The following is a 14,455-nucleotide window of genomic DNA, read 5'->3' as shown; positions in this document are numbered from 1 at the left end:
GATGATAAACCAGCCAGCGCTCAGGCCGCTAATTTATTTAAAATGGGGCGGGCGAACAGCAAAAACAAGGGCGCCTGAACGGCGCCCCTTGCGAGTGATTATGCGTCGAACGGGTCGCGCAGAATCATGGTCTCGGAACGGTCTGGACCAGTAGAGATGATATCAACCGGTACGCCGGTCAGCTCTTCAATACGCTGGATGTAGTTCAGCGCTGCCTGCGGCAGGCCGCTGCGCTCTTTCACGCCGAAGGTGGTTTCAGACCAGCCCGGCATGGTTTCGTAGATAGGCTCGATACCTTCCCAGTTGTCGGCTGCCAGCGGAGTGGTGGTCACTTCGCGGCCATCCGGCATACGGTAGCCGACGCAGATTTTCACTTCTTTCAGGCCGTCGAGGACGTCCAGTTTAGTCAGGCAGAAGCCGGACAGGGAGTTAATCTGCACCGCGCGACGAACCGCGACGGCGTCCAGCCAGCCGGTACGACGACGACGACCGGTGGTGGCGCCGAATTCGTTACCCTGCTTGCAGAGGAACTCGCCGGTCTCATCAAACAGCTCGGTCGGGAACGGACCCGCGCCGACGCGAGTCGAGTAAGCTTTGATGATACCCAGAACGTAATCTACGTAACGCGGGCCCAGGCCGGAGCCGGTCGCCACGCCACCCGCGGTGGTGTTGGAAGAGGTTACGTACGGATAGGTGCCGTGGTCGATATCCAGCAGCGTGCCCTGTGCGCCTTCGAACATTACGAAGTCGCCACGTTTACGCGCCTGATCCAGCAGGTCGGAAACGTCCACCACCATGCCGGTCAGGATGTCGGCAATCGCCATCACATCGTCCAGCACTTTCTGGTAGTCAACGGCTTCTGCTTTGTAGAAGTTCACCAGCTGGAAGTTGTGATATTCCATCACTTCTTTCAGTTTATCGGCGAAGGTTGCTTTATCGAACAGATCGCCAACGCGCAGACCGCGACGAGCGACTTTATCTTCGTAAGCCGGGCCGATGCCGCGACCGGTGGTGCCGATAGCCTTCGCGCCGCGCGCTTTTTCACGCGCCACGTCCAGCGCCACGTGATAGTCAAGGATAAGCGGGCAGGCTTCAGAGAGCAGCAGACGCTCGCGAACCGGGATACCACGGTCTTCCAGGCCCTTCATCTCTTTCATCAGCGCAGCCGGAGACAGCACGACGCCGTTACCGATGATGCTGGTGACGTTTTCACGCAGAATGCCTGATGGAATAAGATGGAGAACGGTTTTTTCACCGTTGATTACGAGAGTATGGCCGGCGTTGTGACCACCCTGGTAGCGCACAACATATTTAGCCCGTTCTGTCAGGAGATCGACGATCTTCCCTTTACCTTCGTCACCCCATTGGGTGCCCAGTACGACGACGTTGTTACCCATTTTTCAAAATCACCGTTTGCTTAAAAATGGATTCTACCATCGCTTTTTCAGAGTTACAGCACTTTTTGCATCCAAAATAAGGCAAATCCGACCACTTTTTGATCAGCCAATCGATTTCCTCAACATGTAGTAGATCACAATCCCAGCAACCACAAGTCCGCCGCCAAAGCGCCGCAATAAATTATCCGGGAGCTGGCTCAGGCTGGCGACCATCTTGCGCCAGGCGCGCGGATAAAGTAGCGGGCCAAGCCCTTCGAGTACTAAAACCAGCGCCAGCGCCAGCCAAATGGTGGAGTTCATCGTCAACCCTAATTGAAAAGTATCATCGCCGCCTTCGCAGGCGTCATCGGCCAGCATAGTGAATGCATTCACTCAATTCACATTGTCCCGTATTTCCTCTTCATTATGAACCGGAAAGGTGAAACAAAATTCATAACCAGTTGTATTGCTGTCTATTTTTTAAATTGCAACTATGCCGTCGCGTACTACAACCCGGTACGTCTACATAATCAGGAAGATTATCATGAGAGAATTAACCGCATTTGAAATCGAAAATGTGAGCGGCGCAGGCTGGTTACAGGATGGCCTGGCCTCCTTAGGTAGTAAGGTCGGCGCCGCCGTATGGACGATGGGCACCGATGCCCTGAGCATCAACCTGCCGCTGCTTGGCACCATTAATCTGGCCGATCTGGCGCCGGACCTGGGCAAAACCCTGGGCGAAAGCGTTGGCTCATCTATCGGCGCCACCATCGAGAGTACGCTGGCGAGCCTGCCGGTGATCGGTGGCCTGCTAAACAAGCTGCTCGGCAACTAATTCACGCCGTCGTAGCATAAAAAAAGGCGCCTGTCTCAGGCGCCTTTTTGCATTAACCACTGTAGGTTACTGTCATCTTCGACTTATTTACGCACCGAATCCGGTGAACGCATATAGCGGAAGAAATCGCTATCCGGGCTCAGGACCATGACATCCTGATTGCTCTGGAAGCTCTTCTCATAGGCGCGCAGGCTACGAATAAAGGAATAGAAGCCCGGATCCTGGCTGAACGCGTCGGCAAACAGTTTTGCCGATTCCGCATCGCCTTCACCACGCAGGATACGGCCCTGGCGCTCGGCTTCCGCCAGCGTCTTGGTGACTTCATAGTCCGCGGTCGCGCGCAGTTTTTCCGCCTCTTCCTGGCCCTGTGAACGGTGGCGACGAGCAACCGCTTCACGCTCCGCGCGCATACGGTTGTAGATCGCTTCCGACACTTCCGCCGGCAGGTTGATCTGCTTGATACGCACGTCGACGACTTCAATACCCAGCGCCGCCATACTGTTCGGGTTGATCACCTGCACTTTGCCGTTGGTTTCAGCTTCCACGCGCTCTGCCGCTTTGGCAATCGCGTCGTCAGCTGCCGGCGTGCTAACCTCGTCTTCCGTACCGGCCGACCCTGAGTTCAGCGCATCACGCACTTCCAGCGTCAGGCGGCCACGGGAGTCGGTGACGATGTCTTTCACATCCAGACGGCCGATTTCAGAACGCAGACGGTCCGAGAATTTACGCTTCAGCAGCACCTCTGCCTGGGAGACGTCGCCGCCGCCGGTGGCCAGGTAGTAACGGCTGAAGTCGCTGATGCGCCATTTAATATAGGAGTCGACGATCAGGTCTTTCTTCTCTTTGGTGACAAAACGGTCAGCCTGGTTATCCATGGTCTGAATACGCGCATCCAGCATCTTCACCGATTCGATAAACGGGATCTTGAAGTGCAGGCCTGGCGCATAAACCAGCGGCTTGTTTTCGTCGTCGCGCAGAACTTTACCGAAACGCAGCGTGATACCGCGCTCGCCTTCCTTTACGACAAAGACAGACATGTAGAGCACTACCAGCACGATGACAATGATCGCGATAACAGATTTACGCATCGTTATTCCCCCTGACGCTGGTAGTCGTTACGCTGCGCGTTAGCGCGGCGTTGGTCCATAATGCTACCCCCGGTTGAGCTCGAGGTTGATGAGGTGCTGGCGCTGCTTGAGCTGGATGCTGGCGGCAGGCGCAGCAGATCGCTGGCGTCACTGCTATCGCTCTTTGCTGCCGGCGCAGCGGCGCCTTTCAGCATCTGGTCCAGCGGCAGAACCATCAGATTGCCGTTTTTGCTGTCATTAACCAGCACTTTACGGGTGTGGCTCAGCACTTTTTCCATCGTTTCGATGTACAGACGCTCGCGGGTAATCTCCGGCGCGGCTTTGTATTCCGGCAGGATCTTAGCAAAGCGAGCCACTTCACCCTGGGCTTCCAGGACGGTCTGGGTCTTATAGGCGCGTGCCTCTTCGAGGATACGCTGCGCCTGACCATTCGCGCGCGGCTGGACTTCGTTGGTGTAAGCCTCCGCTTCACGAATGTACTGCTGTTCGTTCTCACGCGCGGCAATGGCATCGTCAAACGCGGCTTTCACCTCTTCCGGCGGACGTGCCGTCTGGAAGTTGACGTCCAGCAGAGTGATGCCCATGTTGTACGGGCGAATCGTCTCTTCCAGCTCACGCTGAGTATCGCTACGGATCACGGTACGGCCTTCGGTCAGAATGCGATCCATAGTGTATTTACCGATCACCCCGCGCAGCGCGCTGTCGGTGGCCTGACGCAGGCTGTCGTCCGCGCTGGTGACGCTAAACAGATAGCGCTCCGGATCGGTGACGCGGTACTGCACGTTCATCTCAACGCGCACCACGTTTTCGTCAGAGGTCAACATGACGCCGGACGCCGCCAGTTCACGTACCGACTCCACGTTTACTGCCTGCACGTTATCGATAAAGGTCGGCTTCCAGTTCAGGCCCGGCTCAACCAGATGGCTGAACTTACCAAAGCGGGTGACCACGCCGCGTTCGGCTTCTTTAATAGTATAGAAACCGCTGGCCGCCCAGATAATCACTGCCGCCGCGGCAACGATGCCGACAATACGCCCGCCCATCGGTCCGCGAGGTCCCTGCGCGCTATTGCCGCCGCCCAGTCCGCCCTTGCCGCCGCCGAGCCCGCCAAGTTTTTTACTTAACTTGCGGAAGATATCATCCAGATCCGGCGGCCCCTGCTCGCGACCGCCTTTGTTGCCATTTCCCTCAGAGTTGCCGCCAGGTTTGCTGCTCCCCCACGGGTCGCGGTCCTGTCCGTTATTACCGGGCTGATTCCACGCCATGTATATGCTCCATATTTGTTTTTGATATCCCCACAGGGGTCAATATCTTCAGGCAAGCTGCAAGGTCAAACCACATAGTCAACAAGCGTTGGCTCTTGCTTACAGAGGCGCCGCCAGTCAACGATCGGCATGCGCACCTGCAGACTCACGCTGCCGTCATCCTCCATCCACTCTTTTTCTATCGCCTGAAGCTGATAGAAACGGCTTCTCAGTCGCCCTTCTTTCGGCGGTAAGCGCAGCGTATGCTGGGCCACTTCACCGGAAAGGCGCTCCGTTAACGCCTGAAAAAGCAGTGGTACGCCAACCCCGGTCTGAGCGGAAAGCCAGACCCGAATCGGTTTATTTTCATCGTCGCGATCGATGCGCGGTTCAAAATCGTCCAGCATGTCGATTTTGTTCATCACCAGCAGCGCCGGGATCTCATCGGCCTCAATTTCAGCGAGAACCGTATTTACCGCATCAATGTTTTCCTGCACGCGGACATCCGCAGCGTCAATCACATGCAGCAGCAGCGTCGCCTGACGCGTCTCCTGCAACGTCGCTTTAAACGCGGCCACCAGATCGTGCGGCAGGTGGCGAATAAAGCCGACGGTATCGGCCAGCACCGTTTCGCCGACGTCAGGGACGTCAATGCGGCGCAGCGTCGGGTCCAGGGTCGCGAACAGCTGGTTCGCGGCATAGACCTCGGCGGCGGTGATCTGGTTAAAGAGCGTTGATTTTCCGGCGTTGGTGTAGCCCACCAGCGACACGGTTGGAATATCGGCTTTCGCGCGCGACCGCCGCCCCTGCTCACGCTGTTTTTCGACTTTTTCCAGCCGCGACAGGATCTGCATGATGCGGTTACGCAATAAACGACGGTCAGTTTCGAGCTGGGTTTCACCCGGGCCACGCAAACCGATCCCGCCCTTTTGTCTTTCAAGGTGGGTCCAGCCGCGGACAAGGCGGGTCGCCATATGGCGCAGCTGCGCCAGCTCGACCTGCAGTTTCCCTTCATGGGTGCGCGCGCGCTGAGCGAAAATATCTAAAATAAGACCGGTACGATCGATAACCCGGCATTCGCACAGGCGTTCCAGGTTGCGTTCTTGCGCCGGACTCAGGGCATGATCGAAGAGCACGACCGAAGCGCCGGTCGCTTTAACGGCTTCCGCAATTTCGACTGCCTTACCTTCACCAACAAAATACTTCGGGTGCGGTGCTTTACGGCTACCGGTAATCACCTGCATTGCTTCGACACCGGCGGAAGAGGCCAGAGTTTCAAACTCCTGGAGGTCTTCCATATCTTTGTCTTGCGAAAAATAGATGTGTACCAGTACCGCCTGCTCACCGGCGTCATAACGGTCAAACAAGCGTAAACCCCTTATAAAATACCAGCGGGGAACGCAGAAAACCTGGCTCCCCGGCGTGGAAAAACAGCACTAGCCTTATTCGGCGTCGTCGCTGTCTTGTTGTGGCGCAGAAGAGCCCTGCGCGCTACCACCGTGGTGATAGTTACTGGAACCGCCGCCAGCATTGTTGCTGTGGTGAGACACCGGGCGAGACGGGACAACAGTAGAAATTGCGTGCTTATAGACCATCTGGCTGACCGTGTTCTTCAACAGGATCACGAACTGATCGAAAGACTCAATTTGCCCTTGCAGCTTGATACCATTCACCAAATAAATAGAAACCGGAACGCGTTCCCGACGCAAAGCGTTCAGGAACGGATCTTGTAAAGATTGCCCCTTAGCCATTCTCTCTTTTCCTTATATGTATGCTTGTTTTGTACTCAGAACCTTACGATTCTCAAAAAAAATTACGCACGATACCGTTTAATTGTACACGTTCAGTTCTGGCTCGCACCAACAACCTGTAATACTTTGTTGAGCGCTTGTTCGGGTTGTTCACTGTCTAACCAGTGCACACCTTCCCAACCGCGCAGCCAGGTGACCTGACGTTTGGCTAACTGTCTCGTGGCGCAAACACCTCGATAAACCATCTCATCATACGGGATCTCGCCATTGAGATATGACCACATCTGGCGGTATCCGACACAACGGATGGAAGGCATATCCGTATGCAAATCTCCGCGGGCAAAAAGCGCCCGTACTTCTGCTTCAAAACCTGAAGCTAACATCTGATGAAAACGCTGTTCTATGCGTTGATGGAGCAGTTCACGGCTCGCCGGGGCGATGGCGAACTGATGCACCTGATATGGCAGAGCGTCTCCTGACGTTTGCGTCAGTTCCGTTAAAGTTTTACCCGAAATGAAAAAAACTTCCAGTGCCCGGGAAAGCCTTTGCGGATCATTTGGATGAATACGCGCAGCCGCTACGGGATCGATCTCCTGTAACTGCTGATGTAACGCGTTCCACCCCTGCTCTGCGGCCTGTTGCTCAATCCGCGCTCTGACCTCTGGGTCAGCGGACGGTAAGGGCGACAATCCTTCCAGCAACGCTTTGAAATACAACATCGTCCCGCCGACTAACAGCGGAATTCGCCCGGCGGCGACAATTTCCGCCATCGCCGCCAGCGCATCGCGGCGAAAATCCGCCGCGGAATAGGCCTCTGCAGGATCCAAAATATCCAGCAGCCGGTGCGGCGCGGCGCTCAGCTCTGCGGCATCCGGTTTGGCGGTGCCAATATCCATTCCCCGATAAATGAGGGCGGAATCAACACTAATCAACTCTACTGGCAAAACTTTACGTAAGGCTATCGCCAGCGCGGTTTTGCCGGAGGCCGTCGGGCCCATTAAAAAAATTGCCTTGGGCAGGCTCGCCTCGGTTACATCATTCATCTTTCAGGGCATTCATCGCCGAATGGAGATCTACAGGTTGTAACAGGCCACCCGGCGGCGTTCTCACCAGCTGCGGGCAAAGACGCTCAACGTCCGCCAGCAGCGCAATCGCCTGCGCCATATTCCATGACGTCTGTTCGCTCGTCAGATTACGCGCCATCCATTGGGCGATATTGCCGACGTCGAATGCGTTTTGCTGCGCCAGGTAGCCTATCAGTTCAGGAATCAAGATTTGTAAATTTTGTTGTCTTAAGGGTAAAGGGACCGCGCGCACCGTCACGTGCAGGGCATCGGTATGCATATCGATCCCCAGCTGCGTCAGCGCCGACTGCGCGGCGACCAGCGCCTGCTTTTCCCCTTCCGTCACTTTTAACCGCAGGGGGATCAACAGTGGCTGGGCACAGACGGCCTCTGCTCCCGGGGTCAACTGCGCCTGGCGCAGCCAGCGCTCGGCAACGGTCAACGACAGCAGCGCCAGGCCGCCCTCGCGCTCCAGCAGCGCGCAGTCGCGGCTAACAATCGTCAGCACTCTGCCAAAGCTCTGACTGTGCCCGGCCAGTTCCGCCGCGCCCGGGGTCTGTAACGCGGGCTTTGGCGCCGTCGGCGTGTCGAGCAACTGACGATAAAGCGCCCCTTGCTGCTTCTGGTAACCCGGCTGCGCGTGCGGCCAGCTCGCGCCGCCCGGCCTGCCGCTGGAGGCCGCAGACTCACGCGATGGCGTGATGCTGAAACGGGTTGCCGGTTCACGCGCTTCCGACGGCCGCGCAAACTGGTTGCCGCCCGCCGCGATCCGGTTCTCCGGCATCGCACGGGGCGCCGGCGGGTCGTCTTTTTCCGCCAGCGGCGCGTCAAGCTGCTGCTGCAGCACGCTCAGTACGCCCTGGTAGATAAAGTCATGCACCAGGCGCGACTGATGGAAACGCACCTCATGCTTGGCCGGGTGGACGTTCACATCCACCTGATGGGGATCGATCTCCAGATACAGCACAAACGCCGGCTGCTGATCGGCCCCCAGTTTGTCTTCACAGGCCTGGCGGATAGCGTGGTTGATCAGCCGGTCGCGCATCATCCGCCCGTTAACATAGCAATACTGAATTTCCGCCAGCGCAGGGGTGGTATGCAGCGGATCGGCGACCCATCCGCGCAGGGTCAGATCGCCATGCTGCCACTCGATCGCCAGGGCATGTTCAAGAAAGGCGGCGCCACAGATGGTTCCCAACCGCCGCTCCCGCTGGCCATCCTGAGCGACTGCCCGATACTGGCGCATCACCTTGCCGTTATGGCTGAGGTTGATGGTGACGTCGAATCGCGCCAGCGCAATGCGGCGGACCACCTCGTCAATGTGGCCGAACTCGGTCTTTTCGGTGCGCATAAATTTGCGCCGCGCCGGGGTGTTGTAGAACAGATCGAGGACTTCAAGGGTCGTACCGACCGGGTGCGCCGCCGGCTTCACCGTCACCGCCTGCTCGCGGCCTTCGGCATACGCCTGCCAGGCTTCCTGCTGTTCCGCCGTCCGCGAAGTGAGCGTCAGGCGCGCCACCGAACTGATACTGGCCAGCGCTTCGCCGCGAAAACCGAGGCTGATAATGGCTTCGAGATCGTCGAGCGAGGCGATCTTGCTGGTCGCGTGGCGAGCCAGGGCCAGCGCCAGCTCGTCTTTTTTGATGCCGCAGCCGTTATCGCGAATGCGAATAAGCTTCGCGCCGCCGCGTTCGATATCAATATCAATCCGCGTGGCGCCCGCATCAAGGCTGTTTTCAACCAGCTCTTTCACCACCGACGCGGGCCGTTCCACCACCTCGCCGGCGGCAATCTGGTTGGCGAGCTGCGGCGGCAGAACCTGAATCGGCATCCCCTGCTCCTTAGTTAATCAACATCCCGCCCGGCGAGGCGGCGCTGGCGGTCTGCGCCGCCTCGCCGCGAGGCGCCGACTGCAGCGGATGCTGCATAAAGTAGTTGCGCAGACCGTTATAAATCGCCTCCGCAATCTGCTCCTGGTAATCATCGCTGCCCAGCAGCCGTTCTTCCCCGTTGTTACTGATGAAGCCCGTTTCCACGAGGATCGACGGAATGTCCGGCGAGCGCAGTACGCCGAGGCTGGCATGCTCCGGACGGCGTTTATGCAGATTGCCAATCCGCTGCAGCTGGCTGAGCACGTTGGTCGCGACATCGTAGCCGACGCGTTGGGAGTGACCGAACTGCAGATCCAACACCGCCTGGCTCAGGTAGGGATCGGCCTGGCTGTTCGCCAGCACATCGCCCGCGCCGCCGAGCAGTTCAGACTGTTTCTCATGCTGTTCCAGCCAGCCGGCCATTTCACTGTTGGCGCGACGGTTAGAGAGCACCCATACCGAGGCGCCGGTAGCGTCGCGGTTTGGCGCGGCGTCAGCATGGATTGAGACGAGGAAGTTGGCATTTTGCTTACGCGCCACATCCGAGCGTCCCATTACCGAAATAAAGTAATCCCCGTCACGGGTCAGCACCGGTTTAAACTGCGGATCGGCGTTCAGCAGCGCCCGCAGCTTGCGCGCGATGGCGATAGTCACGTTCTTCTCTTTGGTGCCATTCGGGCCAATCGCGCCAGGATCCTGGCCGCCGTGCCCGGCATCAATGGCGATAATGACTTTGTCATCCGCCGACACCGTGCGGGCCGCCGGACGGGTCACGGTCTGATTGTTGGTCATCGCCGGCTGAGAGGAGGTCATCACCGTCTGCCGTTCATGACCCGACGAGCTGAACGGATTGCGTCCCGCCGTCACCGTCCGGGAAGGCATCACCGGCGACGGGTCGGCCCGTTTCACCACCACAGGTGGCGGCGGCGGCGGCGGCGCGTCGGCGTTGATGGTAAAGACCACCGTGTAATTCGCCCCGTTCTGTTGCTTCACCGCCCGGGTTTTGCCATCTTCCGTCAGATCCACCAACAGACGCAGCGTCTGCGAATCCTGCGGCGTACCGGCACGAATGCTCTTCACCAGGTTGCTGCCGCTAAATTTCAGCGGCAGTCCCTGCAATACGCCGGTCTGTTTGATATCCAGCGCCACCAGTCGTTTGCCCTGGGGGGTAAAAGAGTACTCCGGTTCACCGACAAAGCTAAGAGTAATACGGGCCTGCTGGTCTCCGTTGGAGACCTGGATATCGGATAAACTCGCCGCAGTGGCGTGAAGACTCGACAGCATCAGCGCAGCGGCAAGCCAGGTGGTTATGCGATACTTCATCCCGTCATCCTTCAGGCTAAATGGCTAAACGTGCCAGTAAAGACTCACCCCGTGAGGAGATCGCGGTAATGCGCGCCTCACGCCCTTGTGCCTGGTAATCAAGGTGAATTTCAACGTCCGGGTCAGGCAGGACACCTGCGCCTTGCTGCGGCCATTCCACCAGGCAGATGGCATCGTCGGCAAAATAATCGCGGATCCCCATAAATTCCAGCTCCTCAGGATCCGCCAGGCGGTAGAGATCGAAGTGATACACCATCAGCTTGTCGAGGGTATACGGTTCCACCAGGGTATAAGTTGGGCTTTTGACATTGCCGCGGTGACCGAGCGCCTGTAAAAAGCCGCGGCTAAAGGTGGTTTTTCCCGCGCCTAAGTCACCATAAAGGTAAATCACGGTGGCGCCGGTACAGGCCTGCGCAATACGGTCGCCCAGGGCCAGCGTGGCCTGCTCATCGGGTAAAGGAATCACTCGGTTAATCATGGTCTACGTCAATCACATCCGGGTTAACAACACGCTTGAGCGTGGAAAAGAGATCGGTCGCCAGCATGCCGCGGGTGCCCTCGCGGGCGGCCAGTCGGTCGGCGGCATCGCCATGAGCGACGCACCCGGCACAGGCAGCATCATACGGCGTCAGGTGCTGTCCTAACAATGCGGCGATGATGCCAGTGAGCACATCGCCCATGCCGCCGCTGGCCATCCCGGCATTGCCGGCGTCGATAATGCCCATCGCCCCGCTTTCACTGGCCACCACCGTGCCCGCGCCTTTCAGCACGACCACGCCGCCATACCGTTTTACCAGACGCTGCGCAGAAAGTAAGCGATCGCTTTCAATTTCTGCCACGCTGATATTCAGCAGACGGGCCGCTTCGCCGGGGTGCGGCGTCAGCACGCGATTGTGACGTTTATCGGGATTGAATGCCAGCAGGTTCAGCGCATCGGCGTCCCAGACCATCGGTTTGTTAACCCTTTCCACCATGCGCAGGGCGCTGCGTCCCCACTCGTTCTGCCCCAGACCTGGGCCAATCGCCACCACCTCCGCCCATTCCAGCGCGGCTTTCAGGGTCTGCGGCGTCAGCTCATCCACCATTAATTCCGGCCGGGCGGTGATAATAGGCGCCACGTTCTCCGGGTGAGTAAGTACTCGCACCAGCCCTGCGCCGGCGCGTAAAGCCGCTTCACCGCACATGCGAATCGCGCCTGCCGTGCCGCGATCGCCGCCGACGATCGCCAGCTTGCCGTGATCGCCCTTATGGGAGGTGGCCCGGCGCGGCGGCAGCCAGTCGGCAAGGTGGGCGGCGCAAAACCGCGTCAGGGGGGTACTTTGCCCGGCGAGCCAGCGCTCAAGCCCCAGCGCATGATGGTGGAGCTGCCCGACGACATCCCGCGCCTTGCCGGTCAGCAGCCCCGGTTTGAGCGCGATAAACGTCAGCGTATGGTCGGCCTGAATGACCGCCCCCGGCGTCGCGCCGGTCTGCGCGTTCAGGCCGGAAGGGATATCCAGAGCCAGCACCGGCGCAGGATGGTGGTTCGCCTGGTGAATGAGCACCGCGACGGATTCACGCGGCGCACTGCGCAACCCGGTGCCGAGCAGGCCATCAATAATCAGTGAGATATCGTCTGGCCAGGGGACAGTGGCCGCATGGATCACGCCGCCGGCGTTAAGCCATGCCTCCCGCGCCGCCTGCGCCTCTTCCGGCAGCGGGCTGTCACTCTCTACCGCCAGCAGCGTCACCCTCCGCCCGGCGGCCTGGGCCAGACGCGCGACGACATATCCGTCACCGCCGTTGTTGCCATGCCCGCAGAGGATCAGCCAGTGCGCGCTGTCAGGAAAAGCGCGGCTGGCCAGTTGGAACGCCGCCTCGCCCGCGCGCTGCATCAGTTCAAACAGCGTCAGTCCCAGGCTGTCCGCCGCCTCTCGTTCGGCCAGGCGCAGCGCCTCCGCAGGCCAAATGTTGTATGGTATACTGTCAGGGTTTTTCGTCATTGTATGGTCCATCATGTCACAGCCCCTCGATCTCGTTCAGTTAGCGCAACAAATCAAACAATGGGGCACAGAGCTCGGGTTCCAGCAGGTCGGTATCGCCGATACCGACCTCAGCGCCAGTGAACCCAAACTGCAGGCATGGCTGGATAAACAATACCACGGCGAAATGGAGTGGATGGCCCGTCACGGTATGATGCGCGCCCGCCCCCACGAACTGCTGCCCGGTACGTTACGCGTCATCAGCGTGCGGATGAATTATCTGCCCGCCAACGCCGCCTTTGCCCGCACCCTGAAAGATCCCGCGCTGGGTTACGTCAGCCGTTATGCCCTCGGGCGTGATTATCATAAGCTGCTACGTAATCGCCTGAAAAAACTGGGTGAGAAGATTCAGGAACAGTGTGCTTCGCTCAATTTTAGACCTTTTGTCGATTCCGCGCCTATCCTGGAACGGCCCATTGCAGAAAAAGCGGGCCTTGGCTGGACAGGTAAGCACTCACTTATCTTAAGCCGCGACGCCGGATCATTCTTTTTTCTCGGCGAACTGCTGATTGACCTGCCCCTGCCGGTCGACAGCCCGGTCGCGGAGGAGTGTGGACGCTGTGTCGCCTGCATGACTATCTGCCCCACCGGGGCCATCGTTGAGCCCTATACCGTCGACGCCCGCCGCTGCATCTCCTATCTCACCATCGAACTGGAAGGCGCTATTCCGGAGGAGTTCCGTCCGCTCATCGGCAACCGGATCTATGGCTGCGACGACTGCCAGCTTATCTGCCCGTGGAACCGTTTCTCACAGCTCACCGATGAAGAGGATTTCAGCCCGCGCCAGGCGCTGCATGCCCCGCCGCTGGTGGAGCTGTTCGCCTGGAGCGAAGCGTGGTTTCTGAAGGTGACCGAAGGGTCGGCGATTCGTCGCATTGGTCATCTGCGCTGGCTGCGTAATATCGCCGTCGCGCTGGGCAATGCGCCCTGGGATGAAGCCCATCTTCGCGCACTGGAGAGTCGCCTGGGCGAGCACCCGCTTCTCGACGAGCACATTGAGTGGGCGATTGCCCAGCAACTGAAAAAGCGCAGCGTCGACGCCGTCGAAGTACAGCTGCCGAAAAAATTACGTCTGGTCAGGGTGGTAGAGAAAGGCCTGCCGCGCGACGCCTGATTCATTCACAGGCTGTGAATAAAATCTAAAACACATTGAGTTTCAAGGCGCAGACCGAGGTCAAGTGATCGGATTAACATTTCGAAATGAAATTTAATTGTTAAATTTCAATTAGATATAAAGATATTATTTACAAAGCGAAGCATTTACGCCGTCAGAAGCGAAACGACAACCTGTGGATAACTCTGTTTACAGTATTTCTGCAGACCAAACGAAAATCATCCCCGGCGCTGGATTGCACTGTGGATAAATAAGAGATGGAAGAAAATTTGGAGCGGGAAACGAGACTCGAACTCGCGACCCCGACCTTGGCAAGGTCGTGCTCTACCAACTGAGCTATTCCCGCTTAATCATCGTCATTCAAGCTACCGTGTAGCAACCTGAAAACTGCGACTGGTGTGGTGTGTCATTCAAATTTTGGAGCGGGAAACGAGACTCGAACTCGCGACCCCGACCTTGGCAAGGTCGTGCTCTACCAACTGAGCTATTCCCGCTTAATCTTCGGCTTTCGCCCCGCATCTGCGAGATGAAATCCTTTGATCAGGATGGTGCTTTCAAATTTTGGAGCGGGAAACGAGACTCGAACTCGCGACCCCGACCTTGGCAAGGTCGTGCTCTACCAACTGAGCTATTCCCGCGTTACTGCATTTTTTGCCATATTTCGATGGCGCCGTAATTTGCATTTCTGCGTCGTTACGGGAGGCGCATTATACGAGAATTCGATGCCCCTGCAACCCCCTGCTCATCACTTTTTTGCGTTTTTTGTTT

General features: G+C 58.1%; 13 protein-coding genes and 3 tRNA genes. 2 read left to right on the top strand and 14 right to left on the bottom strand.

What is annotated here, in order from left to right; genetic code table 11:
- Positions 1 to 98: 98 nt before the first annotated feature.
- Both CE636_RS17310 and CE636_RS17305 read right to left on the bottom strand, forming a co-directional pair.
- Positions 99 to 1,397: an adenylosuccinate synthase gene (locus CE636_RS17310; protein ID WP_004206445.1), complete on the bottom strand. Its 1,299-nt coding sequence runs from the start codon at positions 1,395 to 1,397 to the stop codon at positions 99 to 101.
- Positions 1,398 to 1,499: 102 nt separating this feature from the next.
- On the bottom strand, positions 1,500 to 1,697 hold the full coding sequence (locus tag CE636_RS17305; protein ID WP_002885664.1) for a DUF2065 domain-containing protein: 198 nt from the start codon (positions 1,695 to 1,697) through the stop codon (positions 1,500 to 1,502).
- A gap of 223 nt (positions 1,698 to 1,920) precedes the next feature.
- On the opposite strand from CE636_RS17305, the gene CE636_RS17295 reads away from it, so the two are divergent.
- Positions 1,921 to 2,211 carry a hypothetical protein gene (locus CE636_RS17295; protein WP_017900599.1) on the top strand — a complete coding sequence of 97 codons (291 nt, stop codon included), beginning with the start codon at positions 1,921 to 1,923 and terminating at the stop codon, positions 2,209 to 2,211.
- Between the two features lie 83 nt (positions 2,212 to 2,294).
- Here the strand turns inward: CE636_RS17295 and hflC are convergent, their stop codons facing one another.
- From hflC to nnr, 9 genes are all read right to left on the bottom strand, one after another.
- Positions 2,295 to 3,299, bottom strand: coding sequence for a protease modulator HflC (gene hflC / locus CE636_RS17290; protein ID WP_004192484.1), 1,005 nt, complete (start codon positions 3,297 to 3,299; stop codon positions 2,295 to 2,297).
- A gap of 2 nt (positions 3,300 to 3,301) precedes the next feature.
- Positions 3,302 to 4,564 carry an FtsH protease activity modulator HflK gene (gene hflK, locus CE636_RS17285; protein ID WP_004146726.1) on the bottom strand — a complete coding sequence of 421 codons (1,263 nt, stop codon included), beginning with the start codon at positions 4,562 to 4,564 and terminating at the stop codon, positions 3,302 to 3,304.
- 65 nt (positions 4,565 to 4,629) lie between these two features.
- Entirely contained in the window at positions 4,630 to 5,910 is a 1,281-nt protein-coding gene (gene hflX / locus CE636_RS17280) for a ribosome rescue GTPase HflX (protein ID WP_004146725.1), read from the bottom strand.
- Between the two features lie 75 nt (positions 5,911 to 5,985).
- The gene (gene hfq / locus CE636_RS17275; RefSeq protein ID WP_002885659.1) at positions 5,986 to 6,294 is read right to left on the bottom strand and encodes an RNA chaperone Hfq; all 309 of its coding nucleotides are present in this window, start codon (positions 6,292 to 6,294) and stop codon (positions 5,986 to 5,988) included.
- A gap of 92 nt (positions 6,295 to 6,386) precedes the next feature.
- Positions 6,387 to 7,337, bottom strand: a complete 951-nt coding sequence (gene miaA, locus CE636_RS17270; protein ID WP_004206442.1) for a tRNA (adenosine(37)-N6)-dimethylallyltransferase MiaA — start codon at positions 7,335 to 7,337, stop codon at positions 6,387 to 6,389.
- Positions 7,330 to 9,189 (bottom strand): DNA mismatch repair endonuclease MutL, encoded by a 1,860-nt coding sequence (gene mutL / locus CE636_RS17265; protein ID WP_017900600.1) that lies wholly within the window; start codon positions 9,187 to 9,189, stop codon positions 7,330 to 7,332. The genes miaA and mutL overlap by 8 nt, the downstream gene beginning before the upstream one ends.
- Before the next feature lie 10 nt (positions 9,190 to 9,199).
- Positions 9,200 to 10,552: an N-acetylmuramoyl-L-alanine amidase AmiB gene (gene amiB / locus CE636_RS17260; protein ID WP_004206440.1), complete on the bottom strand. Its 1,353-nt coding sequence runs from the start codon at positions 10,550 to 10,552 to the stop codon at positions 9,200 to 9,202.
- Positions 10,553 to 10,568: 16 nt separating this feature from the next.
- On the bottom strand, positions 10,569 to 11,030 hold the full coding sequence (tsaE, locus tag CE636_RS17255; protein WP_004206439.1) for a tRNA (adenosine(37)-N6)-threonylcarbamoyltransferase complex ATPase subunit type 1 TsaE: 462 nt from the start codon (positions 11,028 to 11,030) through the stop codon (positions 10,569 to 10,571).
- Positions 11,023 to 12,534 carry a bifunctional ADP-dependent NAD(P)H-hydrate dehydratase/NAD(P)H-hydrate epimerase gene (gene nnr, locus CE636_RS17250; protein ID WP_025999274.1) on the bottom strand — a complete coding sequence of 504 codons (1,512 nt, stop codon included), beginning with the start codon at positions 12,532 to 12,534 and terminating at the stop codon, positions 11,023 to 11,025. Before nnr ends, tsaE begins: the two co-directional genes overlap by 8 nt.
- Positions 12,535 to 12,547: 13 nt before the next feature.
- Between nnr and queG the strand changes: the two genes are divergently transcribed.
- Positions 12,548 to 13,687 (top strand): tRNA epoxyqueuosine(34) reductase QueG, encoded by a 1,140-nt coding sequence (gene queG, locus CE636_RS17245; RefSeq protein ID WP_017900602.1) that lies wholly within the window; start codon positions 12,548 to 12,550, stop codon positions 13,685 to 13,687.
- Between the two features lie 270 nt (positions 13,688 to 13,957).
- On the opposite strand, the gene CE636_RS17240 is transcribed toward queG, so the two are convergent.
- The 3 genes from CE636_RS17240 to CE636_RS17230 all read right to left on the bottom strand — a co-directional run bounded on the left by CE636_RS17240 (position 13,958) and on the right by CE636_RS17230 (position 14,325).
- Positions 13,958 to 14,033, bottom strand: a tRNA-Gly gene (locus CE636_RS17240).
- 72 nt (positions 14,034 to 14,105) lie between these two features.
- Positions 14,106 to 14,181, bottom strand: a tRNA-Gly gene (locus CE636_RS17235).
- 68 nt (positions 14,182 to 14,249) lie between these two features.
- Positions 14,250 to 14,325: transfer RNA gene (locus tag CE636_RS17230), tRNA-Gly, on the bottom strand.
- Between the last annotated feature and the right edge of the window lie 130 nt (positions 14,326 to 14,455).

Source organism: Klebsiella sp. LY, assembly GCF_004010915.1.
Classification (GTDB): Bacteria; Pseudomonadota; Gammaproteobacteria; order Enterobacterales; family Enterobacteriaceae; genus Klebsiella; species Klebsiella quasipneumoniae.
The sequence above is the reverse complement of the archived record's forward strand: the minus strand, read 5'-3'. Positions and strand labels throughout refer to the sequence as shown.

Coding starts and splice junctions, on each gene's coding strand:
- CE636_RS17310 (WP_004206445.1), bottom strand. CDS start 1,397: ATGGGTAACAACGTCGTCGTACTGGGCACCCAATGGGGTGACGAAGGT.
- CE636_RS17305 (WP_002885664.1), bottom strand. CDS start 1,697: ATGAACTCCACCATTTGGCTGGCGCTGGCGCTGGTTTTAGTACTCGAA.
- CE636_RS17295 (WP_017900599.1), top strand. CDS start 1,921: ATGAGAGAATTAACCGCATTTGAAATCGAAAATGTGAGCGGCGCAGGC.
- hflC (WP_004192484.1), bottom strand. CDS start 3,299: ATGCGTAAATCTGTTATCGCGATCATTGTCATCGTGCTGGTAGTGCTC.
- hflK (WP_004146726.1), bottom strand. CDS start 4,564: ATGGCGTGGAATCAGCCCGGTAATAACGGACAGGACCGCGACCCGTGG.
- hfq (WP_002885659.1), bottom strand. CDS start 6,294: ATGGCTAAGGGGCAATCTTTACAAGATCCGTTCCTGAACGCTTTGCGT.
- miaA (WP_004206442.1), bottom strand. CDS start 7,337: ATGAATGATGTAACCGAGGCGAGCCTGCCCAAGGCAATTTTTTTAATG.
- mutL (WP_017900600.1), bottom strand. CDS start 9,189: ATGCCGATTCAGGTTCTGCCGCCGCAGCTCGCCAACCAGATTGCCGCC.
- amiB (WP_004206440.1), bottom strand. CDS start 10,552: ATGAAGTATCGCATAACCACCTGGCTTGCCGCTGCGCTGATGCTGTCG.
- tsaE (WP_004206439.1), bottom strand. CDS start 11,030: ATGATTAACCGAGTGATTCCTTTACCCGATGAGCAGGCCACGCTGGCC.
- nnr (WP_025999274.1), bottom strand. CDS start 12,534: ATGACGAAAAACCCTGACAGTATACCATACAACATTTGGCCTGCGGAG.
- queG (WP_017900602.1), top strand. CDS start 12,548: ATGTCACAGCCCCTCGATCTCGTTCAGTTAGCGCAACAAATCAAACAA.